The following is a 25,094-nucleotide window of genomic DNA, read 5'->3' as shown; positions in this document are numbered from 1 at the left end:
CGGAGGCGATATTGCCTGGGATCCCCCCTCAGGGACTCACAACGTACAATGCAAAATGCCATTATTCACAACGGCTTGCAACGCAATATGAACAAAATGCTGAAAGACGCCTCAGTGCTGTGGCCAGCCCCCCCGCGCGGGGTTCAAGTATCGAGTAAGGCCATGCGTTAATCAAGATAGTCACGGATCATAAGTTCGGCGATCTGCACGCTGTTGAGCGCTGCGCCCTTGCGCACATTGTCTGCGACCACCCAGAGATCGAGACCTCTCGGATGCGAGATATCCTCGCGCACACGGCTGACAAACACCGGATCCTTACCCGCGGCCTCCGTCACCGCGGTGGCGTATCCTCCGTCGGCGTGATCATCGAGCAAGGTGATCCCCGGGGCCTTGCGCAGCAGCTCCTGCGCCTCGGCGGCGGAAATCTTGTCGACTGTCTCGATATGCACTGCCTCTGAATGCCCGAAGAACACAGGCACACGCACGCAGGTCGGATTCACCAGAAGCCCACTGTCGCCAAAGATCTTCTGGGTTTCCCACACCATCTTCATTTCTTCACGCGTGTAGCCGTTGTCCTGAAAGGTATCGATGTGTGGCAGAGCATTGAACGCTATCTGCTTGGGATAGACCTCGGGCTCTGCGGGCTGGCCGTTCAGCAGACGGGCGGTCTGGCCGGCCAGTTCCTCAATGGCTTCCTTGCCGGTGCCCGACACGGCCTGGTAGGTCGCCACGTTAACGCGGCGGATGCCGACGGCATCGTAGATCGGCTTCAGCGCCACCAGCATCTGAATCGTGGAACAGTTGGGGTTGGCGATGATGCCGCGGTCACGCCAGTTGGCCAGCGCCTCCGGGTTCACTTCGGGAACCACCAGCGGTATGTCATCGTCGCGTCGGAAATGCGAGGTGTTATCGATGACCACACAGCCCGCAGCGGCCGCTTTCGGCGCGAACTCCGCCGAAATGGAGCCTCCCGCGGAAAAAAGCCCGATGTGCGCCTGGCTGAAATCGAAATCGGCCAGGTTGCTGATGGTAATGCGCCTGTCGCCGTAACTGATTGTCTTGCCCGCGGAGCGCTCACTCGCCAGCGCGTAGAGATTGTCCACCGGGAACTGACGTTCGGCCAGAATCTCGAGCATGACCTCACCGACCGCGCCGGTTGCGCCGACGACGGCCACATTATAGGTTTTTGACATCTGGCGGTATCTCCCCTCTCAGCTGCTGTGTCTGGTACTGCTGTGTTGTGAAAGTGCGGCGACCACGGCATCGCCCATCGCTTCGGTCGTGATCGCTGTCTGCCCCTGCGCGCAGATATCCGCGGTACGCAGACCTGCATCGAGGACCTGGCCGACCGCCGCCTCGATGGCGATAGCCACCGCAGGCTCGGCAAGCGTATAGCGCATCATCATGGCGACCGACAGAATGGTCGCCAGCGGGTTGGCCCTGCCCTGCCCCGAAATGTCCGGTGCCGAGCCATGGCACGGTTCATACAGGCCAAAACCCGCTTCGTTCAGCGATGCAGAGGGTAACATACCTATGGATCCGGTGAGCATCGCGGCCGCATCCGACAGAATATCGCCAAACAGATTCCCTGTGACGATGACATCGAACTGCTTCGGCGCCATGACCAGCTGCATGGCCGCGTTGTCGACGTAGAGATGCGTCAGCTCGACATCGGGGTAAGATGGCGCTATGGACTCGAGAACCTCGCGCCACAGGGCGGTCACCTCGAGCACGTTCGCCTTGTCGACCGAGCACAGGCGACGATCGCGCTGTCGCGCCAGCCTGAAAGCGAGATGTGCAATTCGCTGTATCTCTGACTCCCGGTAAACATCGGTATTGAACCCTTCCCGCTCACCGTTTTCCAGCGTGCGAACGCCGCGCGGCTCACCAAAATAAATGCCACCCGTCAGCTCCCGCACAATCAGGAGATCAAGACCAGCGACGATTTCCGGCTTCAGGCTCGAAGCCCCCGCCAGCTGCGGATAGAGCAACGCCGGGCGCAGGTTACCGAAAAGTCCAAGCTCACTGCGGATCTTCAGCAGCCCCCGCTCCGGTCGCAGTTCCCGCGCAACCCCATCCCACTGCGGCCCGCCCACTGCGCCCAGCAGGATCGCATCCGACTGCCGGGCACTTGCCAGCGTACTGTCCGGCAGCGGTACACCCTCGACGTCCAGAGCCGCTCCGCCGATCAGCCCGTAGTCCAGATCAAGGCCAAGCCCAAAGCACCGGTCCACCGCGCGCAGCACTTTGTCAGCCTCTGCAACGATCTCGCCACCGATGTGATCCCCGGGCAGCATTAGAATCCGACGGCCCACGCTACCTCTCCGCCGCTGTATCAAGGCTGCCGAAAAGCCATGGCGACCGTTGTCGCCACTGGGCCTCGAAACGCCGGATGGTGTCCGCGCTTTTCAATGTCATGCCGATGTCATCGAGACCCTCGAGCATGCGCTGCTTGCGGAAAGCATCAACCTCGAAGGAGAACACGTCTCCTGCCGGCGTCATCACACGCTGTGACCGCAGATCGACCTCCAGCGTAAAACCCTCGTGCGCGTAGACACTGGCGAACAGCGTGTCTACCTGTTCCGCTGTCAGCACCAGCGGGAGCACGCCGTTCTTGAAACAGTTGTTGTAGAAAATGTCCGCGAAACTGGGTGCAATAATCACCCGGAATCCATAATCCGCCAACGCCCAGGGAGCGTGCTCGCGGCTGGAACCGCAGCCGAAGTTCTCCCGCGCCAGGAGTATTGTCGCGCCCTGGTAGCGTGGAAAATTCAGCGGAAAATCCGGATTCAACGGTCGCCCGCTGCAGTCCGCCCCGGGCTGCCCCTCGTCGAGGTAACGCAGATCATCGAACAGGTTGGGACCGAAGCCCGTTCTCTTGATGGACTTGAGAAACTGCTTGGGAATAATCAGATCTGTGTCCACGTTGGCACGATCCATGGGTGCAACCAGGCCCTCGTGATGGCTAAACGGCGTCATGCGGCGACCTCCACCAGTTGGCGAACATCCGTAAAATGGCCGGTGACCGCCGCGGCTGCCGCCATGGCCGGGCTCACCAGGTGGGTGCGGCCGCCAGAGCCCTGCCGACCCTCGAAATTACGGTTGGACGTCGACGCGCAGTGCTCACCGGCGCCGAGCCTGTCGGCGTTCATGGCCAGGCACATGGAGCACCCGGGTTCGCGCCACTCCATGCCCGCCGCCAGGAATATTCGGTCGAGACCCTCGGCCTCCGCCTGCCGCTTGACCTGGCCCGAGCCCGGAACCACCAGCACCTGCCTGACCGAGTCGGCTTTGCGCCGACCCCGGACAACGGCTGCCGCCTCACGCAGATCCTCGATTCTGGAATTGGTGCAAGAGCCGATAAACACCCTGTCCGGCCTGATATCCGTGATCGGCATGCCCGGCCGGAGCCCCATGTAGTCCAGTGCACGCTGTACGGCAGCTGCGCGCGATGGGCTGTCCATACCTGCCGGATCCGGTACGTGACCGTGCACCGATGTCACCATCTCGGGCGAGGTGCCCCAGGTCACCTGCGGCTCGATGGCGGCACCGTCGAGCTCGACCACGCGGTCGAATTTCGCACCTTCATCGCTGTGCAGGTCGCGCCAGGCTGCGACCGCAGCCTCCCACATGGCGCCCCGGGGTGCGAAGGGGCGGTTGCGTACGTAGTCGATGGTGATCTCATCGACCGCAATCACGCCCACGCGTGCACCGGCTTCGATCGACATATTGCAAAGCGTCATGCGGCCTTCCATGGAAAGTGCACGCACCGCTTCTCCGGCAAATTCAATGGCGTAGCCCGTCCCCCCCGCCGTGCCTATCCTGCCAATGATTGCGAGCGCGAGGTCCTTGGCGCTGACGCCTGGCTGCAGGCGCCCACTCACCCGCACCTGCAGATTTTTCATTTTCTGCTGGACCAGACATTGCGTGGCCAGAACGTGTTCAACCTCGGAGGTGCCGATGCCGTGCGCCAGCGCAGCGAAGGCTCCGTGGGTAGAGGTATGGGAATCACCACACACCAGTGTCATGCCTGGCAGTGTGGCTCCCGTCTCGGGGCCGATCACATGAACAATGCCCTGGCGGACATCGTTGATGGGGATTTCGACAATGTCGAACGCGCGGCAATTATCGTCGAGTGTCTGGACCTGGAGACGGGAGATGGGATCGAGAATACCCGCCACCCCTCCACGACGCTCATCGGCGCCGGTGGGCACATTGTGGTCCGGGACGGCCAGATTGGCCCCCAGACGCCACGGCTTGCGCCCCGCGAGCCGGAGACCCTCAAACGCCTGTGGCGACGTCACCTCATGCAGAAGGTGACGATCGATGTAGATCAACGCAGAGCCGTTGTCCCACTGCTCCACCAGATGATGATTCCAGAGCTTGTCGTACAGTGTCATTGCAGCCATTGTCGATCTCCCGGTATCCCTGGCAACCTGCGAGGCGACAGCGTATCGCGCCTTTTTGAATTACTCCAATTTATTATTTTTATTTATCGCATAACCAAATACTATAGGTCGACCTCCACGGAAGAGTCATCCGCGTGTCTGCCGATCTCGACCTGCACAACCTGCGCGCTTTCCGCGCTATCGCCGAGACCGGCTCGTTCTCCGCAGCGGCGATGCGCCTGCACCTGTCCCAGCCGGCAATCAGCAAGCGCATTGCACTCCTGGAGGCACATCTCGGGGTAACCCTGTTCGATCGCGTGGGAAGACGCGTCCTCCTGACCGAGGCAGGCTCCGCACTGCTGCCCCATGCCACTGCGATCGAGCTGTCTTTCGCTGCCGCCGAGCAGGCGGTGAGAGACCTTGATGGCGAGGTGTCCGGTCGACTGCACCTGGGCACCAGTCACCATATCGGGCTGCACCGGCTGCCGCCGATCCTGAGCGCCTTTACACGCGCTTATCCGGACGTGCGGCTAGACATACAGTTTCTCGATTCCGAGCAGGCGTATGCGGCGCTGGCCGCGGGAGACATCGAGCTTGCAATCGCAACGCTGGCGCCCCAGGACAGCCGGCAACTTGCCAGCCATGCACTGTGGCAGGACCCACTGGATTTCATGGTGGCAGCAGACCACCCTCTGGCCAGCAGCTCCGAGACAACCCTCATGGCACTATCGAACCACGCCGCCGTGCTCCCGGGTCTTGAAACCTTCACCGGTCAACGGGTGTCGCGCTGCTTTGACGCGGCGGAGCTTCAGCTTCAGGTCGCCATGTCGACCAACTATCTGGAAACCCTGCGCATGATGGCAGCCGTGGGCCTTGGCTGGACTGTGCTGCCGCGGCGCATGCAGGATCGCTCGCTGCGCTGTCTCGCCGTCAAGGGGGTACAGCTGGAGCGCACCCTGGGCTACGCCATTCACCGCCAGCGCTCACCCTCCCGAGCGGCCAGCGCACTGATTGAGGCTCTACGCCGTGCCGGCGATGGCGCAATCAGACACTGAAGATTTTCGCGGCAGCGGCGCGACCGGCATCGTCCTTCCAAACGCCCTGATGATCAGGGATGTAGAACGTGCCGCTGTAGCGGGCGATGACCTTGTCACCATCGCGAATCACACCCGAGCAGAAACCGAAGCGACGCTTTGTCTCCACGTGATCCGTGTGTGTCTGCAGCCAGCTGCCCTTGCGGCCAGGGGCGATGAAATCGAAAGACAGGCTGACGGTGGGCAGACCGCGGGGGGCTTCGAGTTGCGAACTCACTGTTGATGCCGCGGCAATATCCGCCAGTGTCATGAGGGCGCCGCCATGGCATATCCCCATGAGGTTGCAGTGCTGGTCGAGCACGCGAAGACCGAACATCAACTCCCGGTTGGCCCCCACACAGCGGTAATAGGGTTGAAGACTGTCGCTGTAGGCCAGGCCTTCCGGCATGAGCTCAAAGCCCTCGGGTACGCTATCTGGTGACAAGGTTTCCTCCTGTTTGTGTTGGCCGTCTGCGGCCGTTGCGGCAGAGCGATCAGAAAATGGCCATCGCCACTCCCGTGGCGAAAGCTTCACCGAATTCCCGGGCAACATCGAGTGCCTGAGCATCCGGCAGACCGTGGAGTATTTGCGGCTCGGTCGCCGGTGTAAAGGGAATACCCTTGAATATCCGCTGCGCCTCGGCGACCGCGCCCTGACCGTCGCTGCCGGCGCTGATCAGCAATCCGTAGGGCAGCACCAGACCCCTGGCTATCGTCGGGTAAAAAATGCGGTCGAGAAAATCCTTCGCGCCGCCGTTGAGACGCCCGTTGTTTTCGGCACAGACCAGCAGCAGTGCATCCACCCGCGCCAGGTCGGCACTGCCCAGGTCCGCACATCGGCCGCAGCGGACAGCCAGCTCACCGCTGGCTCTTGCCCCGGCGGCGGCGGCGAGCGCCAGGGCCGCGCTGGCACCGCTCTGGCTGTGGTAGGCAATAAGCAGAGTCTTCATGACAACGCCCCGTGGCGATGCGAGAAACGAAAGCAGACATGTGGCTTCTTGCCCCGACGAAAATCGGGATCCAGAGTCTGTGCAGTGACGTCCTCACAGCAGAACTCTTCGGCCATGGCCGGGTCCAGCTGAAACCTGCGCTTGTTGTTGGAAAAGTACATCACGCCGTCGGGACGCAGTCGCCGCATGGTGGACCGGATCAGCGCCGGGTGATCACGCTGCAGGTCAAAGACGTCTTCCAGTCGCTTCGAGTTGGAGAACGATGGCGGATCCAGCAGGATGAGATCGGCGTCCTGGCCACCGCGCTCCAGCCAGGCTCGGGCATCGTCACGCACAAGGTGGTGACGATTCTCTGCCAGTCCGTTACGCGCCAGATTTTTGCGCAACCAGTCGAGGTAGGTGTTCGACATGTCGACGCTGGTGGTCGAACGGGCGCCGCCCAGTGCCGCGTGCACCGTCGCGGAGCCGGTGTAACAGAAGAGATTGAGGAAATCCCGTCCACGGGCCTCCTCGGCAAGACGACGACGCAGGGATCGATGATCCAGAAACAGGCCGGTATCGAGGTAATCCTGAAGGTTGACCAGGAGTGACGCCTGCCCCTCTCTCACCGTCAGCAGTCGGTCGCTGCTGTCCTGACGCGTGTACTGGGCCGTTCCGCGCTGCCGCTGACGCTGTTTGAGAACGATGTGCGATGGCGCAATAGCCAGCGCGTCGGGTACCGCCTGCAGGACATCCTCGAGACGAAGCCGGGCCGCCTCGGGATCGACGCCGGCCGGTGCCGCGTATTCCGCGATATGTACCCAGTCCGCATAGATATCGACCGCCACCGCGTACTCGGGCATGTCGGCGTCGTAAACGCGGTAGCACTCAATCCCGTTGCGCTTCACCCAGTTGGCCAGATGCCGACGATTCTTGCGCAGACGGTTGGCAAACATGACCGCGCCCTCGCTGAGCGCAGTCCTGTCCTGCGACGGCGCGTTGTCTGTGGCTTCCGCGCTCTGCGGCTCGCGCTGCAGCGGCGCGTCCCGCAGGCGATTGTCGCGCAGCGCAAACAGCAGCAGTGACGACTTCAGCGCACCGTTGTAAAGCGCATACTGCCGGTGACTGCGCAGTCCGATCGCCCGTCCCAGCTCAAGATCAGCGGTAAATACCGCCGCGTCCCAGCCATCGAATTCGTCGTGCAGAACCTGTCCGAGACGCTGATACAGATGCCGCAGCGAGGCTTTTTCCCCCAGGCGCTCGCCATAGGGCGGGTTGCAGATCACCAGCCCCTGGGACATCGGCCGGTGGCTGGGCCGGCGAAGCTCAGCGAGGGGCTTGCAGCTCACCCTGACATGGCGCTGCAGACCTGCCGCTGCAATATTGGCCTGCGCGTAGCGCACGACAGCCGGATCGGCGTCGTAGCCGCGAATTTCCGGGAGCTCCCGCTCCAGTCCCCTCGCCGCGCGGGAGCGGGCATCACCCAGCACCGCCTCCCACTGCCGGGCATCGTGGGCAAGCCAGGCCTCGAACGCAAAGCGCTGGCGTGAGAGTCCGGGGGCATGATCTGCGGCCATCAATGCCCCTTCGATAAGCAAGGTCGCAGATCCGCACATCGGGTCAACCAGGGCACCGCCGCGGGCGGCCATCCCCGGCCAGTCCGCCCGCAACAGCAGCGCCGCCGCAAGATTCTCCTTGAGCGGCGCGTCACCGGCGCGAACCCGATACCCCCGCTGGTGCAGGCTGCCGCCACACAGATCCAGCGCCACTCTGGCGAGTCCCTTGAACAGCTGCACACTGACACGGATATCCGCCTGACGTCGGTTGACATCCGGCCTCGGCTGGCCGCGATCCCTGAAGGTATCGACGATGGCGTCCTTGCTGCGCTGGGCCCCGAACTGCGTGTTGCGAATTGCCGGTGTCTGGCCATGAAAGTCCACGGCGAAGGAGCTGTGCGCCGAAAACAGCTCAGGCCAGGCTATCTCCCTCAGGCCCCGATACAGTGCGTCGGGGTCTGTCGCCTCGAAATCCGCCAGAGGCAGGAGTATCCGGTTGGCCAGCCGCGACCAGAGACAGGCACGGTAAAGCGTCGCCCGACTGCCGGCAAAGAAAACCCCTGCCGGGGTCTCGCGCACACCGGTTGCTCCCAGGGCGGCAAGTTCGTGCGTCAGCAGGGAACCAATCCCACGCGGGCACAGGGCGAGGTATTCGCGCGTCGTATCGGCATTCATGACGTCGGACCGGCCTCCAGGGCAAATATCCGCTCCAGCAGACTGCGCCATTCGACAAACTGCTCGCGCAGTGACCCCTGGAGCCGAAAGATGCGGTCGTCGACATCGACAACCGTTGCGGTCACCTCATTGTCGAAGCCGGTGGCCAGCTCATACAGGTCCTGCTCATGCACCTTCGCCCGGCGAAAGGTGTTGTAGGTCTGCTGCATCGCTGAAAACGTCCCCCGCCGGCTCTGTATCTCTCGCTGGGACTGCCGCGCCACGTAGTCTTCCTCATACACGACAAGTTCGCGGCTGTACTCCCGCCACAGGTGGTAGGTAGGGGCAAAATCCTCTACCAGGACGCGGTACTGTTCGTCCACAGTGTCGATAAACAGATTTTCCTGGCGCTGCAGGCGTCGCACCCGCTGCAGCATGGTGTCACCCTCCGCGGGAAAGCCCGTGAGCGCCACGCGCCCCGACGCGTTGCGCTCGAGATAATCCGAAAATACCGCGGGTGCCAGGCGCTCGGCGAAGCGCATCAACGCAATATCGGGCAACGCGGCGACAGCGGCGGCATCGCTGCCTGAGCGCACCGCGTGCAGGTCGTTGGCAATCTGGTGATAGACGCTTGCAAAGGGGTCCCGGCCGTCCGCAACCGGATAGTCATCGGCAGTGGTACGCCCCCTGTAGGTTCGCGACAGCCATTCACGGCCGGCCGCATCGGTAGCCATGACTGACAGCACCAGATCGCGGCCATCGGCATGCAGAATCTTCCCCGACACAATGAGCGCCGCGGAATCAGGGCGCTCCGGCACCACGCGGACGACCCCCCAGTGGCCGCTCTCCTCCAGCGCCCGGCGCAGCTGTACCGGAATAAACAGGGATTCCGCCTTGCGAACCTCGGCGAAAACCGCGTCGACATCGTCCTGCCGCACGGTATCGAGCCCAGTGTCGAAAACCAGCACGGCGACGTCCAGCAGAGGCTGCTTCGCCGATGTGCCTGCGCGCTTCAATGCTGTCTCTGCCACCGGATCAGGCCAGGTCGCGTCCACCGGCGCAGGCGCCCGTGCGGACCGCGACGTCGGGGCCGACGAACAGGCGCTCAGCAGTGCGACGCACAGGCATATCACCATTACATTCGGCCAGCCGCGCATCATTTGCTCTCCGTCGTGCAGACCCGCCCACGGGTGACCGTCATTTCGCAGCGGTACCCGCGATCTCCGGGTTCGAAGCGGTTGTAGACACGCTGCACACTGAACGGCGAGCTGACGCGATCCGAGAATACCGTGGTGTAGACGCCGAGCTGGTCACCCGAGGGCGCCAGGCTGAAGCGATGGCGGATTGACAGTCCCTCCGGCAGGGCGATGCGGAACACGAGCTGGGAGCCGTCCCAGCCGCAGGCCTCGCGACCCACGCCGAGATCCCGCACGCTGGTCGCCTGGCGCAGAAAGTCACAGGTCAACGCGAAATTGCCCTCGCGCTTGACCTGTATTCGCGTGCGGCTCTGCTCCACTTCGAACAACTGTGATTCGGTAATCAGCTCGGCCATGCGAGCGAGACCGATCACCGAGGGTGCGCTGTCCGTGCCGGACCCGCCGAGTACGACACCCGGTCCTCCGCGGCCGCCTCGCTCACTGCGCATTGCCGCCTGGCGCTCGGCCTGTTTACGCAGATTACGCACCAGGGCGCTCATCTGCGCCTGGACGTTATCGCTCTGGGCGAAATTCAGTTCCCAGTGGCCGGAAAAATCCACGGGGGCAGCGACGGATGGCTCACTGCGCTCCTGCGCTGTTTGCGTGCAGGACGCCAGAAAAGCGGCAACGCCGGCAGTGCACCACGCGGACATCCTGCGCAGGCCCCACCGGGTGGGGGCGGCGCGGTCGGGGCCGCCGGTAAGTGGCAAGCGACGACCCGTTGACCGCCCGCTGCGATCCTCGAATAACACCACGCGCATAGTTTTCTTGTCGTCCGGGATAAATGACGCATGGTACATGAAACAGTATACTCGCGCTCCTTGACTCAAGCCGCAGGCAGCATCGGGAGAGACCATGGCAAAGCGCGTTTACCTGTTCAATGAAGGCAACCGTGACGATCGGGACCTGCTGGGAGGCAAGGGCGCGAATCTCTGCGAAATGACCAATCTGGGTCTCCCTGTGCCCTTCGGCTTTGTCATCACCACGCCGACCTGCCGGGAGTTCTTCGAGAACGGGAACCATCTGCCGAATCTGCTGGAACAGGAATATCGCGTGGCTCTCGACCTGGTCGAGAAGAAGATGGATGCGCGCTTTGGCGATCCTGAGAATCCGCTGCTGTTCTCGGTGCGCTCCGGCGCGCCCATCTCGATGCCCGGCATGATGAACACGATTCTCAACCTGGGGCTGAACGACGCCATTGTCGAGGGTCTTGCCAAGAAAACCGGCAACCCTCGCTTCGCCTACGATTCCTACCGACGCTTTATCCAGATGTTCGCCGACGTGGTGATGGATCTCGACGGCGCGCAGTTCGAGCGGGAAATCGAGCGCTACAAGCACGCCCAGGGCTACCAGAGCGATATCGACATGAGCGCGGCAGACTGGCGCGCCATTGTCGAGATCTTCAAGGGCATTGCCGATTTTCCGCAGGATCCCTTCGTGCAGCTGCGCAAGGCCGTCGAAGCCGTATTTCTCTCCTGGCATACCCCCCGCGCCAACGTTTACCGGGAAATGAACAACATCCCGGATTCGCTGGGCACGGCGGTGACCGTGCAGGCCATGGTGTTCGGCAATTTTGGCGATGACTCCGGGTCCGGCGTGGCGTTCACCCGCAACCCCTCTACCGGCGAGCACACCTTTTTCGGCGAGTTTCTGTTCAATGCCGCAGGAGAGGATGTCGTGGCAGGCACGCGCACGCCGCAGCCGATCTCGACGCTGCAGGATCGCCTTCCCGAGGTCTACCAGCAGCTCGATGAAACCCAGCGCCTGCTCGAGAGGCACTACCGCGACATGCAGGACATCGAGTTCACGGTTCAGGAAGGCCGCTTCTACATGCTGCAGACCCGCAGCGGCAAGCGCACCGGGCGCGCCTCCATCAAGATCGCGGTCGATATGGTGAATGAGGGCCTGATCAACGAGAAGGAGGCACTGCTTCGGGTATCTCCCGAGCACGTCGAGGCGTTCCTGCATCCCATGGTGGACCCCGCCGCGAAAAAGGATGTGGTCGCCACAGGCCTGCCGGCAAGCCCCGGAGGGGCAACGGGACACGTGGTGTTCTCGGCTGACGAGGCGGTAGAGGTGGCTCGCGGCGGCCGCCCGGTCATCCTGGTACGCCGGGAAACGACGCCGGAGGACATTCACGGCATGAAAGTTGCTCAGGGCATACTGACCGAGCTCGGCGGCATGACCTCCCACGCCGCCGTCGTCGCCCGGGGCATGGGCGTCTGTGCCATCACCGGCGCTACCGGGTTGAACGTAAATATAGAAGCGGGAACGGCCACCACGCGGGACGGCCATGTGATCAGGCGCGGCGACGTCATCACCCTCGACGGCAGCAGCGGCGAGGTGATGCTCGGCGATATTCCCAAGACCGAAGCCAGCTCCAGTGACGACTTCCAGACCCTCCTGTCCTGGGCCGATACCCATCGCCGCCTGAAAGTCCGGGCGAATGCCGAAACCCCCGAGGACGCCCGGCGCGCGCGCGAGCTCGGCGCCGAAGGCATTGGCCTGTGCCGCACCGAACACATGTTCTTCGACCGCGAACGGATTGATCTCATGCGCGCGATGATCCTGGCGCGCAACAAGGATGAGCGTGAGCCCTACCTGCAGAAACTGCGCGTTTTCCAGCAGGAGGATCTGCTGGCGCTGTTCAAGGTGATGGATGGCCTGCCGGTGACGGTGCGCCTTCTTGACCCGCCGCTGCACGAGTTCCTGCCCCACGGCGAGGAGGATGTGGTCGAGCTGGCGAAGCGACTCGGTCGCTCTGCGGACGAGGTCCGCGAGGCTGCGGCGTCGCTGTCCGAGGTCAACCCCATGCTCGGCTTCCGCGGCTGCCGCCTGTCGGTCGTCATGCCCGAGATCACCCGCATGCAGGTCAGCGCCATTATTGGCGCCGCCATCGAGGCCATCGAGCAGGGCTACCAGCCCTACCCGGAAATCATGATTCCCCTGGTCATCAACGTGCGCGAGATACGCCTGATCGGAGAGATTATCGACAGCAGCATCCGCAAGATGCTCAAGGAAAAGTCCGTGTCGCTGCGCTACAAGGTCGGCACCATGATGGAGACACCCCGCGCCTGCCTGGGCGCCGACCGGCTGGCACCCGAGGTGGAGTTCATGAGCTTCGGCACCAATGACCTGACGCAGATGACCTACGGTTTTTCGAGAGACGACGCCGGCCGCTTTATCCCCGATTATCTGGAGAACAAGCTGATCGAGCACGATCCCTTCGTCAGCCTCGACCAGCGCGCGGTGGGCCGCCTGATGCGCATGGCGGTGGAGGAATCCCGGGGCGCGAACAAGAACATCAAATACGGTATCTGCGGCGAGCACGGCGGCGATCCGCGCTCGATACAGTTCTGCCACGACCTTGGCCTCGACTACGTGTCCTGCAGCCCCTTCCGACTGCCCGTGGCCCGGGTTGCCGCGGCGCAGGCACAGGTGCTGTCCGAAGGCTGACGCAGCCGTCCGACCACCGACCACAAACGGAGTCCGTTGCATGCACCACAGCTTCCATCCACCGCAGCGAACGCTGATGGGGCCGGGCCCCTCGGACGTACCGCCGCGGGTGCTCGCCGCCCTCGCCCAGCCGACTATAGGCCATCTGGATCCGTGCTTCATCGAATTGATGGATGCCATCAAGAAGCAGCTGCAGTACGTCTTCCAGACCGACAACCCGCTGACGCTGCCCATTTCGGCGCCCGGCTCTGCGGGCATGGAAGCCTGCTTTGTGAACCTGGTATCGCCCGGCGACACCGTCATTGTCTGCCAGAACGGGGTTTTCGGTGGGCGCATGAAGGAAAATGTCGAACGCTGCGGCGCGACCGCAGTGATGGTCGAGGATGCCTGGGGCAAGCCCGTGGATGTCGACAAGGTCGCGGCCGCATTCTCCGCCCATCCGCAGGCCAGCCTGCTGGCCTTCGTGCATGCGGAAACCTCCACCGGTGCGCGCAGTGATGCGGCGGCGCTGTGTGCGCTCGCGCGCGAAAACCGGGCGCTGAGCATCGTCGATTCGGTCACCGGACTGGCAGGCATTCCCGTAGCGGTGGATGCCTGGGGCGCAGATGCAGTGTATTCGGGCACGCAGAAATGCCTGTCCTGTGTGCCCGGCATCTCACCGGTCACCTTTAGTCCGCGCGCCGTGGAGCGCATCCTATCGCGATCGCACAAGGTCCAGAGCTGGTTCCTCGACATGCAGCTGGTGATGGCGTACTGGGACGGCGACAGCAAGCGCGCCTACCACCACACCGCGCCAGTCAATGCGATGTATGCGCTGCATGAATCGCTGCTGATGGTAGAAGAAGAAGGACTGGCAGCGGGACACGCGCGTCATCGACGCAACCATGAAGCGCTGGTTGCCGGTCTCGGCGCCATTGGTCTGGAGATGGCGGTCGCGCCGGAGCATCGCCTGCCGCAGCTGAACGCCGTGTGCATCCCCGAGGGGGTCGACGATGCCTCGGTCCGTTCAACATTACTGGCCGAGTTTGACCTGGAGATCGGTGCCGGTCTGGGCGCGCTGGCCGGGAAGACCTGGCGTATCGGTCTGATGGGACACAGCAGCCGGCCGCGCAACGTGTTCACCTGTCTGTCAGCGCTCGAATCCATACTCTCGCGCCAGGGTGCCATTTCGGTGGCGCCCGGCAGCGCGATTACCGCCGCGAGGTCCACCTATGGCGCAGACGATCAGGCGCATTAGTGCACTGGCGACGGATTGAAGCGCGTGTTTGAAGCGCTGGAAACCGGCAAAAAGCTGCCCAGGAAGGAATTCAAGCGTCTGCGGGATGCACTGCGCCCCGCCCTGCTGTCACAGCAATTCGAATTCCAGGCACGACAGTACCCTGTGATTATTATCCTCGGCGGTTTCGACGGCAGCGGCAAGGGCAGCGTGAGCCATCGTATCAACGAGTGGATGGATCCACGGTTCATTGACACGCACGCATTCTGGCTGCACTCGGACGAGGAGGAGTCACGACCACGCTACTGGCGTTTCTGGCGCTGCATGCCACCGAAGGGGAGCACCAGCGTCATGCTTGGCGCCTGGTACCAGGAACCCGCCTATCAGGCGATGGCGGATGAAATCTCGGATCGGGAGTTTGTCTCCCGTCTGCGCGACATAGAGGCCTTCGAGCGCATGCTGAGCGCTGACGGGACTCTGATCATCAAGATATGGCTGCACGTGACGCGCAAGACCCAGCGCAAACAGCTGGCGGAGGAGCTGCCCCAGAAGGCCAGAAATCCACGCGTGCCCGCGGACGCCGAAGCCTGGTGGAAACGCTACCCGCGCGCGCTCGAGGTTTCCGAGGAGATGCTGCGCCTGACCGACTCCAGCCACTCCCCCTGGCATCGCCTGGAGGCAGATGACCACAACTATCGCGACATTGCGGCTGCCGATGTCATTCTCAAAGCCATGCAGGCCCACGACAGACGGCGTGCGCAGCGAGACAAGGCGCCCTCGGCGGCGCCGGCGGTAGAGGATCTGGGCCAGGACCCCGCCGAGCCGTCCAGCGGACGGCTGCCAACAGTGCTGGATCGGGTCGACCTCGGTCAGTCCCTGGAAAAAAGCACGTACAAGAAAAAGCTCGCGTCACTGCAGGCGACGCTGCAGGATCACGCCTGGCGCGCTCACCGGGAGAAACGGTCCCTTGTCGCAGTGTTCGAGGGCTGGGATGCCGCAGGCAAGGGCTCTGCCATCCGGCGCGTCACTTCCGCCATCGACCCGCGACTCTACAAGCTGCTTCAGTTCGCGGCACCCAGCGACGAGGAGCGCGCGCAGCACTATCTCTGGCGTTTCTGGCGGCGGCTCCAGCGCGACGGTTGCGCCACCCTGTTCGACCGGTCCTGGTACGGACGCGTGCTGGTGGAGCGCATAGAGGGTTACGCGACCCAGGCAGAGTGGCAGCGCGCCTACAGCGAGATCAATCAATTCGAAGCCCAGCTGGCCGCGCACGGCTGTATCGTCGCGAAATTCTGGCTGCACATCAGTCCACAGGAACAGCTGACGCGCTTTCGGGAGCGCGAGGAAACCCCACACAAGCAACACAAGATGTCGGACGACGACTGGCGCAACCGCGATCGCTGGAACGATTACGCCATCGCCGTCGAGGATATGGTGGCAAAGACCAGCACAGCCCATGCGCCATGGACGCTGGTTGCGGGAGAAGACAAACGCTTTGCACGGGTGCAGATCCTGAGTACCCTGTGCGACCGTTTCGAGGATGCGCTGGGCAAGACCTGACGCATCGGTCAATGATCCAGCCAGGAAAACCGGATGCATCCACACGTTATTACCACGGGCGGCACAATCGACAAGATCTATTTCGATGCCAAGAGCGACTATCAGGTTGGCGAGCCTGTCATTGGCGATCTGTTACGCCAGATGGGCGTGGCCTTCGAATTTACCGTGGAATCGGCGATGCGCAAGGACAGCCTCGACATCACCGAGGCCGACCGCGCATTGATCAGGGATCGCGTGCAGGCCGCGGACAGTGACCACATCCTCATCACCCATGGCACGGATGGCATGGTGACGACGGGCCTTGCGCTGGTTCGCGAGGCCGCTCAAAAACGTATCGTGCTGACCGGCGCCCTCCAGCCAGCCGCCTTTGCGGGCTCGGATGCCATCTTCAATATCGGCTGCGCCATCGGCGCACTGCAGTGCGTTGATCCGGGGGTCTATATCGCCATGAACGGCCGGGTTTTCCCAGTCGGAAACGTCAGGAAAAATCTCGAGAAAAATCGCTTCGAGCCAGTGCGCTAAGGCCCTTCAGGTAAAGCGGAACCGGTTCACCGGTTCATCGGGGACCACCCGACCTTCCCGCCCTATGCAATCATTGTGTAGCAGCGTGTCACAGGCGGCTTCATCAACGGCATGCGCAAGACAGCGGCGACCATCATCGAGGCGACCGACAACAATGCCCCGCGCCGGCATGCCGTCCTTGAAGGGAACGGCATGCGCCTCTACGACGAGACGCCCGCTATGCGGATGCGCATTCAGAGTAGGGTGCGCCAGGGCATCCACGCTGCGCTGCACGCTGTCCCGGTCTCTTTCGAGCCAGGGGACGGAGGGTGCAGACCGCCCGTAGAGACCGACCGCATGCTTGGTCAGATAACCGCCGTTTGCGCTGACGAGACCACAGCGGCCGCGGGAATCGCGCAACAGGTCGACCATGCGGGCAATCGCATGCAGGGAGTAATTGTTGCCGGGCCCGCCAAAACGCATCAGGCCGCCCGTAACCGTGACACCCCGGGGATCATCCGCCGCCATCCCCAGTGCATCACAGGCGACCTCCACGGCGGAGGGAAAGCAGCTGTACAGGTCAAACCGTTCCACGTCACCAATGGAAATATCCGCCATGTCCAGTACCTGTGAGAAACACCCGGATAACGCCGGCGAGCGGTAAAAATCCACGCGCTCGGAGGTGTGCCAGACATCGTTGGCCTCGGCTCCTGCCTGCAGGTACACCATTCTCTCGGGTGGGACACCCAGACTGCGGGCATGCGCGTCCGTTGTCAGGATGACGCTGGCCGACATATCCACGGCAAGAATAGCGTTCATCGCCCGCGTGTAGGGGCTGGTAATCATGCGGTTCCCCGCCTCGGTGCTGAGAACCGCCTCCACTGACAGCGGATCCTGCTTCCAGGCCAGGGGATTGCTCGCCGCCACCTGGCTCATGCGACTGACAAGCCCGCCGAGGCGCCCGGCCTGTTCGCGTTCCGTCCAGCCGTGTGCGTGTCGCAGCGCGCTCTGAAACAGGGGATAGGTATTGATGGGCTCGAACAGCCCATGTGCGTGCTCTGACGGTAGACAGGGCTCGCGGCCGCTACCCAGATCACTGGACTCGCGGGTGCCACCCTGCTGCCATGCGGACAGGTCGGCGCCATTGCGCAGGCCGGCAAACAGGGTCGCCATGAGTTCGCCGCCGCTGACAAGCACCGCGTTGACCTCGCCGCGGACCAGGTCATCGGCGCAGCGATTGATGAACCACTGCGGCAGATTGCCGCCGAAATCCGAGGTGAGCAGCGTGGCTGGCTCAATACCCAGCGCCTCGGCGACGCCGGAGCCGGCCGTGGTCGGGAACATTGCCGCCAGTTCGGGAACCTGGCGCGCGAGGAAAGGCACCGTTACGAGGCAGTCGATGCTCTGCAGCAGCCCGTGGCAGTCGGCGTCCGCCAGCGCGAGACGCGCACTGTCCACCATTGCATCAATGGGCGTCCGCCCGGGGTCAGTGTCGCGGTAGGTGCATTGTCCGACGCCAATCACCACAGGATGTAACGGCTGTCCCATACCTTATCTCTCCTTGCTCATGCTGCTATCACCTGCATCCTCCCGGGCCAGCCTGCCGGTGGGCAGGGCTGCGAACCGTGGCCTGGCTCAACGCCCTGTTGAACCGTAGCGCGCAGGTATCCGCCGATGCGGCGCCGACCCCGAACCGCTGGGAACGGCTAAAACAGCTCCTCAAGGAAATTGTACAGTGAGCGATGGGAACGCCGGTTCGCCGACTCGCTGTACACCGCCCCGAAGTCGGGGTCGTTGGCCTCGGGAACCGTAAAGGCGTGCATGGTGTTGCCGTAGGCGTGCACCTGCCAGTCCGCCCCCGCCGCGGTCAGCTCATGACCCAGATCGAGAACACTCCCGGGATCAACCATCGGATCGTCGTAGCCGTGCAGGCAAAGCACTTTTGCGGTGATGGGCGCGGGCTTGTCGCCGGCAGTCCCCGGCGGGGTAAACAGCCCGTGGAAAGAGATCACACCACGCACATCGCTGCCGCTGCGCGCCAGGTCCAGGACACACAAGCCGCCAAAGCAGAAGCCCATCGCGGCGACCTTCTGCGCATCGACCTCTGCCTGCTCTCGTAAAACATCAATCGCGCGGTGCATGCGACGCGCCACCCGCTCCCGATTCTCCATGAACGGCATCATCAAGGCCTGGTTCTCCTCCGTGGAGCTTCCCCTTACACCCTTGCCGTACATGTCGAGAGCAAAGCCCACATAGCCCCTTGCCGCAAGATCCCTCGCCTTGGCCATCTCGAACTCTCCCCGACCGCCCCAGGCGTGGGCAACAGCCACCGCGGGTAACGGTTGGGAGGCACTGGCGTCAAACACCAGATAGCCCTCCAGCAGAGAGCCGTCACAGTCATACTCGATAAATCGCTCTTCAAGCGCCATGGAAAACTCCCCTTATTGGCTTGCTGACGTGTCAGTGACGCGGTCCTGTCCCGGCCTTGCCGCGATGTATGCCTCGGGGTCGAGGCGCCGCATCTCCGCCTCGATCCAGGCTTCAACCTCATCCATCACGGGCCCGGGCCGGCGGCCCGCCGCATCGATGGACGGACCGATCGATACATCGATCGTGCCAGGCACCAGCCAGAAAGAGCGCCGCGGCCAGCAGCGGCCCGACGTCAACGCGACCGGAATAATACTCGCGCCGGTCGCCACTGCGAGCCGACTGGCGCCCGACTTGTAGGTCCCCTTTTCACCGCGTGCGGCGCGGGTGCCCTCAGGAAACATGATGACCCATTTGCCGCGATCCATGAGCTTCGCACCCAGCGTGGCAACGCGCGTCCACGCGGCGGAGCGCTGGCTGCGGTCAATCGGAATCATCTCGAGGCGACCCAGCGCCCAGCCGAAGACGGGGATACGCAGGAGTTCGCGCTTGAAGACATAGGCCAACGGGTGTGGCGTGATGCTCGGGAAAAAAAACGTTTCCCAGGTCGACTGATGCTTCGGGCACAGAATCACGCGCTGCATGTCGCTGGGCCCCGGCAGGTTTTCCCAGCCACTGATGCGATAACGAACCCCGCCGATCCGCCGGGCCGCGCCGATGACGCCTCGAAGCCAGGGCACGGCGAACCACCACCATAGCCTGTCCGACGACACGAAGGGAGAGCAGATGAGAAGCCCCGCGCCCAGCGGGACAAGCGTCAGGACGAGCCAGGCAAAAACCAGCAGCGAACGGAGTGCATTCATGCAGACCCGGCCTGCACCTGCTTCGGCATTTCCAGGGCAGCAACAAACTCCGCGATGTTGGCATAGGCCTCCTCCGCTTCGGGCAGCTCAGGGGTGAACATCGGCCAGACATGCACCATGTGAGGCCAGGTCTGCAGCTGTACGGGAGATCCCGCCGCCTGCGCTTTCGCAGCGTAGCGACGGGCATCATCAATCAGCATCTCCGCCTCGCTTGCGATTATCAGCACCGGGGGAAGCTTCTCAAGATTACCCCGAAGCGGTGACACCCGCGGGTCTCTCGGCGGGATCCGCCAGCTGAACCAGTAATACCACCAGAGGACCGGCGTCGGCACCTTGACCAGTTTCGCAAACGCCGGGCCGAGCATCGGATCGGTCTCGATATTGTCGCGAAGGCTCGGCGAGGTCATGGTGGTATCGGTCGAGGGCGAGAGCGCGACGGCGGCATCGGGCATGCGCAGACCGGAGTCCCGCGCCCAGGCAATCACGTCGAGGGTAAGACTGCCCCCCGCGGAATCCCCCGCAACCAGCAGGAAATCCGGCGGCTCGGCATCCTCGGGGCCATTGTGCAGAATCCAGCGATAACCTTCCCGGGAATCGACAATCCCGTCTATGCGACGGTATTCCGGGAGCAGACGGTAGTCGAGGGCAAACACTGCGGCGTTCAGCGTCTGCGACAGCTTGTCCGTTACCGGCCGATGACTCAGGGGACTCCCCGCAAACCAGGCCCCACCGTGGATATAAAGCACCCGGCGACGCGTATCCACGCCGGGCGACTGCACCCACTCGCCGCTGATGCCGTCGCGCTGGACCCGGGTGAACGTGCTGGCATAGCTTTTACCGGCAGGAATGGAATCCATTAATTCGCGAATCGCCTTGATCCGTCCGAAACCGGACTCACCTTCGCCGACGCGGGCGAACCCCCGCAGCTGCTCCACCACGGCGTGATGGGCGTCACTCGGCCGGGTGTCGGGGGACGGCTGCGGCGGCCGGTCGAGATAACGCAGGTTTTCTCCGCGAAGGTAGCTGACGCTGAACCAAACCAGCGCGACGATAATCAAGATGACCCAGATCATGCAGATGCTCCGGTGAAACGTGAGCCGCATTAAACCAGACTCCGTTGAACTTGAAAAATGCGCAACATGAAAAATGCGCGGATGCATTGGCGGTCAGATAGCGTAAACTGACGGGTTACCGAGCAGAGAGCGCCTCATCCCAGGAGCCCCCCGGCACGCCAATGAAGAAGCTGTTGACCAAGGCCGAGCTGCGCGCGCAACTGGCACAGGAAATGGAGCAGTACCTGAACCAGGGCGGCGCGATCAGCAGCGTAGACCAGGGCGTGAGCGGCCGAGAGACTGGCGCGCCTTTCCGGGCGACGACGCGAGAGCTGTTTGTCGAACCCCGCGCCGAGCGAACGCAGATCCCGGAAGTCATCGCTGCCCTTGAGGCCCGACGCAGGCCACCCCGCAAGGCACCGGCACCGACGCGCAAACGCCAGCGCCGCAAAGTCATTTACGACGATTTTGGCGAACCGCTAAGGCACGTCTGGAGTGACGACTGATCGACGCTTCGGTGAACTGCGCCTGTTCGGTTGCCGTATATCGCCGAGGCACAGGAGTTTTGCATGATTACGCTGCACGAAACCATCACCGTTGAACGGACGCGAAGCGAAGCCTTCCGCTACATCTCGGATTTCCGCACGACAACCGAGTGGGACGCCACCGCCATCAGGGCAGAGAAAACCACCCCGGGCGCGGTGGACAAGGGCACCGAATTCGTTGTGCATTGCCGGCTGCCCCTCGGCTCTGTGGCCATTCGCTACACGGTAGCGGCGCTCGAGCCCGATCACTACATCGAGCTGCACGGATCGGCATCCCTGTTTGATATCGTCGATCGCATCACCTTTGATGACTCGGGATCGGGTACGCACATCGATTACGTGGCGGAAATCACGCCCAAGGGCGCGATGCGGATGGCAGAGAGCGCCCTGGTGCCCGGAATGCAGCGTATGGGCAGGAATTCCCTGCAGGGTATGCAGCGTGCGCTCGAGGATGATTTTCCAGCGCCCACCACTTCCGATAGCAGCCGTCGCGCCGACAACCTGGTGCTGCCCGGGCTCGCGATGTTCAGCCGCTGGGGGTATCGCCGCGGCCGCAAGCACTGGAATCCGGTGTCTGCCGACCTGCGCGACCAGCACATGGTGATCACCGGCGCCAATTCGGGAATCGGCCTGGCTGCCGCGCGCCAGCTTGCGGAGCGAGGGGCCCAACTCACCCTTGTGGTTCGCAACCCCGAGAAAGCTGCCGCAACCGTCGAGTCCCTGATCTTTGAGACAGGAAACCACAGCATCGCCGCGGAAATCGCCGACCTGTCCCTGATGCACGAGGTCGACCAGCTCGTTGACAGGCTGGTGACAGCGGGACGACCGATCGATGTACTCGTCAACAATGCAGGCGCCCTGTTCAACCCGAGACGCGAAACCTCCGAGGGGCTGGAAGCCAGCTTTGCCCTTCTCTTGTTGAGCCCCTATCGCCTGAGTCGCGGCCTGCAGCCACTGCTCGCCGCCTCCGGCGGGGGCCGCATTGTGAACGTCGTCTCCGGCGGCATGTACAGCCAGCCGCTGGAAGTGCACAAGCTCATCGCGCGGGAAAAGAACTATTCAGGCAGCGTCGCCTATGCGCGGGCCAAGCGCGCCCTCATGGTCGTGACCGAGCAGTGGGCCGAGGACTGGGCGGACGACAACATTGTGGTCAACGCCATGCACCCGGGCTGGGCAGACACCCCAGGCGTGGAGTCGGCGCTGCCCGGCTTTCACCGCCTGACCCGTCGCATTCTGCGCAGCCCCGACGAAGGTGCCGACACCATTGTCTGGCTGGCTGCCGCCACCGAGGCCGGCGCCGTGAGTGGAAAACTGTTTCTCGACCGCGAACCGAGAACCACACACCTGCGGGACAATACCCGTGAAACGCCGGAAGAACGCGAAAAGCTGCGCGCCTTCCTGGAGGACTTCAGGCTCGAAAACGCGGCGGGGTAGGACAAGGACTCATGCAGCAGGCTGTTTACCCTTTTCGTATCGACATCCCACAGGCGCAGCTGGACGACCTGCAGTATCGGCTGTCCCGGACGCGCTGGCCGGATGCAGAAACCTGCGAGGGCTGGGACCAGGGAACGCCCCTGTCCTATGCGAAGGCGCTTTCCGCCCACTGGGCAAAAAGCTATGACTGGCGGCGCTGTGAGGCACGACTGAACGGCTGGCAGCAGTTCACGACCGACATCGATGGCCTCTCGATTCACTTCATTCACCGGATGAGCCCTAATCCGGACGCCCTCCCCCTGCTGATCACGCACGGCTGGCCGGGATCGGTCATCGAATTTCACAAGGTGATCGAGCCACTGGCGGACCCCGCGGCCCACGGCGGTGATACCGCGGATGCCTTCCATCTCGTCATCCCCTCCCTGCCCGGCTACGGGTTTTCCGGCAAGCCCACAGGCACCGGGACGTCCGTCGAGAAGATCGCCGCCCTGTGGGGAACGCTCATGCAGCGGCTGGGCTATGAGCGCTATGTCGCCCAGGGCGGCGACTGGGGCAGCCTGGTCACGCTGGCCATGGCCACGGCCAGACCCGCTGGCCTTGCCGGCGTGCATGTCAACATGCCGGTGGCCGCACCCGACGCGAACAACATGGATGCGCTGACTGACGCGGAGCGAACTGCATTGGCGGCGCTTGAGCATTACCAGCGCTGGGGCTCCGGCTACGCGCGCCAGCAGTCAACGCGCCCGCAGAGCCTCGCCTACGGCCTTGCCGATTCACCGGTGGGTCAGATGAGCTGGATTGTCGAGAAATTCCAGGCGTGGACGGATTGCGAGCGCGACGGCGTGCGCCATCCCGAAAATGCCCTGAGTCGTGATGAGATGCTCGATAACGTCATGCTCTACTGGCTGAACAACACCGCGGGCAGTTCGGCGCGACTGTACTGGGAGAGCTTTCACCATACGGCGTTCGATCCCGTCGAGCTTCCGGTTGGCTGCTCGCTGTTCCCGGGTGAAATCCTGCGCACCAGCCGCCGCTGGGCGGAGAAACGCTTCCTCAACCTCATTCACTGGAACGAGCTGCCAAGAGGCGGCCATTTCGCCGCCTTCGAGCAGCCGCAGCTGTTTGTCGAGGAATTACGCCGCTGCTTCCGCGCCCTGCGCTGACCCGCCTGCGGCCGCGGGGTCGCCCAGCAGGATGTCGGCCAGACGTGCGCGATGCCAGGTGGCGTCTCCCCACAGAACCTCGCTGTGCTTCTGGCGCTTGAAGTACAGGTGTACGTAGCACTCCCAGGTAAAGCCGATGCCTCCGTGGGTCTGCACGGCGCGGCCCGCCGAAAACGCCGCGGTGTCACAGGCAGAGGCCTGCGCCATGTGTGCCAGCTGGCGTGCCCGGCCGGGTTCATGATCGATGGCGCAGGCAGCGCTATAGAGCAGTGACCGGGTCGCATCAACATGGATCATCACATCCACCAGGGGATGCTTCACCGCCTGGAAGAAGCCGAGGGGATGATCAAACTGCTGGCGGGACCTGGCGTACTCGACGCTGGTCTGCAGCAACCATTCCGCGGCACCCGCCATATCCGCTGCAAGCAGCACCCAAAGCGCCGGCATGGCCCTGTCCAGCGCGGCGGCGCCGGCATCACCCAGCCGGCTGGCGGCAACGCCGTTGAACGTAACGCGTCCCTGATCCCGGGTCAGATCGACGATGGCATCCGGTTCCACGCCGACCCCGTCTGCGTCCACCGACACCCAGAACAGCTGCAGACCCTGCGCGCCGCTGGCACTGACCAGAAGCCGCGTCGCCTTGCGCACATCCTGGATAAAATGCGCGCCGCCGCTGAGCACCTCACCGTCGTACGTGACGCCGCTGCTGGCGATATCCCAGGAACCGGTTTTGTCGGTCAGCGCCAGGGCGACGGCACAGCCTTCGACGATCTCCTGCTGCGCTGTGTGCCCGGCATCGCCGCACTCGGCGAGGATATAGCTGGCGGCCAGCGTACCGAGGAGAGGACAGGGGAAGGCCGCCCTGCCGAGCTCTTCCACGAGCCCCGCCACGGCAACGCAGGGCATGCCCAGGCCGCCGGCGCTTTCCGGCACGGCGAGCGATGTCCAGCCGAGGTCCACCATCGGCTGCCACAGTTCCTGCGGCCAGGGCGCCTCGGGACACCGATACGGATCGTGCGATCCGGCAACCCGTGCATGCAGCCTGTCGACCGGCAGATGCTGGGCAAAGAACTTTGCCGCCGAGGATTTCAGCAACGCGGCTTCTTCACCAAAGCCGTAATTGTTCGGTTGACTCATGATC

22 protein-coding genes are annotated in these 25,094 nt (G+C 63.4%); 8 read left to right on the top strand and 14 right to left on the bottom strand.

All coding sequences use genetic code 11. The features are described from left to right. Positions 1–167 precede the first annotated feature (167 nt). Genes EV688_RS09805 through leuC form a run of 4 tightly spaced genes read right to left on the bottom strand, consistent with a single transcriptional unit; the run spans position 168 to position 4,409 of the window. Entirely contained in the window at positions 168–1,193 is a 1,026-nt protein-coding gene (locus EV688_RS09805) for an aspartate-semialdehyde dehydrogenase (protein ID WP_117317714.1), read from the bottom strand. An 18-nt stretch (positions 1,194–1,211) separates the two neighbouring features. After that, complete coding sequence (leuB, locus tag EV688_RS09800) at positions 1,212–2,315, bottom strand: 3-isopropylmalate dehydrogenase (RefSeq protein ID WP_117317712.1); 1,104 nt, start codon at positions 2,313–2,315, stop codon at positions 1,212–1,214. Position 2,316: 1 nt separating this feature from the next. After that, positions 2,317–2,979 carry a 3-isopropylmalate dehydratase small subunit gene (leuD, locus tag EV688_RS09795; RefSeq protein ID WP_117317710.1) on the bottom strand — a complete coding sequence of 221 codons (663 nt, stop codon included), beginning with the start codon at positions 2,977–2,979 and terminating at the stop codon, positions 2,317–2,319. Then, positions 2,976–4,409, bottom strand: a complete 1,434-nt coding sequence (leuC, locus tag EV688_RS09790; protein ID WP_117317709.1) for a 3-isopropylmalate dehydratase large subunit — start codon at positions 4,407–4,409, stop codon at positions 2,976–2,978. Before leuC ends, leuD begins: the two co-directional genes overlap by 4 nt. Before the next feature lie 134 nt (positions 4,410–4,543). Here leuC and EV688_RS09785 point away from each other — a divergent pair, with 134 nt between their 5' ends. Further along, positions 4,544–5,443 carry a LysR family transcriptional regulator gene (locus EV688_RS09785; protein ID WP_240624351.1) on the top strand — a complete coding sequence of 300 codons (900 nt, stop codon included), beginning with the start codon at positions 4,544–4,546 and terminating at the stop codon, positions 5,441–5,443. Here the strand turns inward: EV688_RS09785 and EV688_RS09780 are convergent. The 5 genes from EV688_RS09780 to EV688_RS09760 are packed head-to-tail and all read right to left on the bottom strand — an operon-like array spanning position 5,433 to position 10,557. Then, entirely contained in the window at positions 5,433–5,906 is a 474-nt protein-coding gene (locus EV688_RS09780) for a PaaI family thioesterase (RefSeq protein ID WP_240624350.1), read from the bottom strand. The genes EV688_RS09785 and EV688_RS09780 overlap by 11 nt on opposite strands. Positions 5,907–5,955: 49 nt before the next feature. Beyond that, on the bottom strand, positions 5,956–6,411 hold the full coding sequence (locus tag EV688_RS09775) for a flavodoxin family protein (RefSeq protein WP_205686627.1): 456 nt from the start codon (positions 6,409–6,411) through the stop codon (positions 5,956–5,958). After that, a complete protein-coding gene (gene rlmKL / locus EV688_RS09770; RefSeq protein ID WP_117317707.1) occupies positions 6,408–8,621 on the bottom strand; it encodes a bifunctional 23S rRNA (guanine(2069)-N(7))-methyltransferase RlmK/23S rRNA (guanine(2445)-N(2))-methyltransferase RlmL in 2,214 nt (737 codons plus the stop codon). The genes EV688_RS09775 and rlmKL overlap by 4 nt, the downstream gene beginning before the upstream one ends. Further along, entirely contained in the window at positions 8,618–9,760 is a 1,143-nt protein-coding gene (locus EV688_RS09765; RefSeq protein WP_117317705.1) for a hypothetical protein, read from the bottom strand. The genes rlmKL and EV688_RS09765 overlap by 4 nt, the downstream gene beginning before the upstream one ends. Next, positions 9,757–10,557 (bottom strand): hypothetical protein, encoded by an 801-nt coding sequence (locus tag EV688_RS09760; RefSeq protein WP_131917618.1) that lies wholly within the window; start codon positions 10,555–10,557, stop codon positions 9,757–9,759. The genes EV688_RS09765 and EV688_RS09760 overlap by 4 nt, the downstream gene beginning before the upstream one ends. 94 nt (positions 10,558–10,651) lie before the next feature. Here EV688_RS09760 and ppdK point away from each other — a divergent pair, with 94 nt between their 5' ends. Genes ppdK through EV688_RS09740 form a run of 4 tightly spaced genes read left to right on the top strand, consistent with a single transcriptional unit; the run spans position 10,652 to position 16,550 of the window. Further along, on the top strand, positions 10,652–13,252 hold the full coding sequence (ppdK, locus tag EV688_RS09755) for a pyruvate, phosphate dikinase (RefSeq protein ID WP_117317701.1): 2,601 nt from the start codon (positions 10,652–10,654) through the stop codon (positions 13,250–13,252). Between the two features lie 40 nt (positions 13,253–13,292). Continuing rightward, positions 13,293–14,489, top strand: coding sequence for a pyridoxal-phosphate-dependent aminotransferase family protein (locus EV688_RS09750; RefSeq protein ID WP_205686626.1), 1,197 nt, complete (start codon positions 13,293–13,295; stop codon positions 14,487–14,489). Between the two features lie 24 nt (positions 14,490–14,513). After that, entirely contained in the window at positions 14,514–16,028 is a 1,515-nt protein-coding gene (gene pap / locus EV688_RS09745) for a polyphosphate:AMP phosphotransferase (RefSeq protein WP_117317882.1), read from the top strand. 33 nt (positions 16,029–16,061) lie between these two features. Beyond that, entirely contained in the window at positions 16,062–16,550 is a 489-nt protein-coding gene (locus EV688_RS09740) for an asparaginase domain-containing protein (protein WP_117317699.1), read from the top strand. 6 nt (positions 16,551–16,556) lie between these two features. Here the strand turns inward: EV688_RS09740 and EV688_RS09735 are convergent, their stop codons facing one another. From EV688_RS09735 to EV688_RS09720, 4 genes are all read right to left on the bottom strand, one after another. Beyond that, positions 16,557–18,077: an acetyl-CoA acetyltransferase gene (locus tag EV688_RS09735; RefSeq protein ID WP_117317698.1), complete on the bottom strand. Its 1,521-nt coding sequence runs from the start codon at positions 18,075–18,077 to the stop codon at positions 16,557–16,559. Between the two features lie 158 nt (positions 18,078–18,235). Beyond that, on the bottom strand, positions 18,236–18,958 hold the full coding sequence (locus tag EV688_RS09730) for a dienelactone hydrolase family protein (protein WP_117317696.1): 723 nt from the start codon (positions 18,956–18,958) through the stop codon (positions 18,236–18,238). A gap of 12 nt (positions 18,959–18,970) precedes the next feature. Further along, the gene (locus EV688_RS09725) at positions 18,971–19,759 is read right to left on the bottom strand and encodes a lysophospholipid acyltransferase family protein (RefSeq protein WP_117317695.1); all 789 of its coding nucleotides are present in this window, start codon (positions 19,757–19,759) and stop codon (positions 18,971–18,973) included. Further along, a complete protein-coding gene (locus tag EV688_RS09720; RefSeq protein ID WP_117317880.1) occupies positions 19,756–20,832 on the bottom strand; it encodes an alpha/beta hydrolase in 1,077 nt (358 codons plus the stop codon). Before EV688_RS09720 ends, EV688_RS09725 begins: the two co-directional genes overlap by 4 nt. A gap of 161 nt (positions 20,833–20,993) precedes the next feature. Here EV688_RS09720 and EV688_RS09715 point away from each other — a divergent pair, with 161 nt between their 5' ends. From EV688_RS09715 to EV688_RS09705, 3 genes are all read left to right on the top strand, one after another. Then, complete coding sequence (locus EV688_RS09715) at positions 20,994–21,317, top strand: hypothetical protein (RefSeq protein ID WP_117317693.1); 324 nt, start codon at positions 20,994–20,996, stop codon at positions 21,315–21,317. Positions 21,318–21,380: 63 nt separating this feature from the next. Beyond that, complete coding sequence (locus tag EV688_RS09710) at positions 21,381–22,790, top strand: SDR family NAD(P)-dependent oxidoreductase (RefSeq protein WP_117317691.1); 1,410 nt, start codon at positions 21,381–21,383, stop codon at positions 22,788–22,790. 11 nt (positions 22,791–22,801) lie between these two features. Then, the gene (locus EV688_RS09705) at positions 22,802–23,953 is read left to right on the top strand and encodes an epoxide hydrolase family protein (RefSeq protein ID WP_117317689.1); all 1,152 of its coding nucleotides are present in this window, start codon (positions 22,802–22,804) and stop codon (positions 23,951–23,953) included. Here the strand turns inward: EV688_RS09705 and EV688_RS09700 are convergent. Further along, on the bottom strand, positions 23,924–25,090 hold the full coding sequence (locus EV688_RS09700; protein WP_117317687.1) for an acyl-CoA dehydrogenase family protein: 1,167 nt from the start codon (positions 25,088–25,090) through the stop codon (positions 23,924–23,926). The genes EV688_RS09705 and EV688_RS09700 overlap by 30 nt on opposite strands. Positions 25,091–25,094 lie beyond the last annotated feature (4 nt).

This window comes from Chromatocurvus halotolerans, assembly GCF_004340525.1.
Lineage (GTDB): Bacteria > Pseudomonadota > Gammaproteobacteria > Pseudomonadales > Halieaceae > Chromatocurvus > Chromatocurvus halotolerans.
Note: the sequence above shows the minus strand (reverse complement) of the source record. Positions and strands in the feature narration are given on the sequence as shown.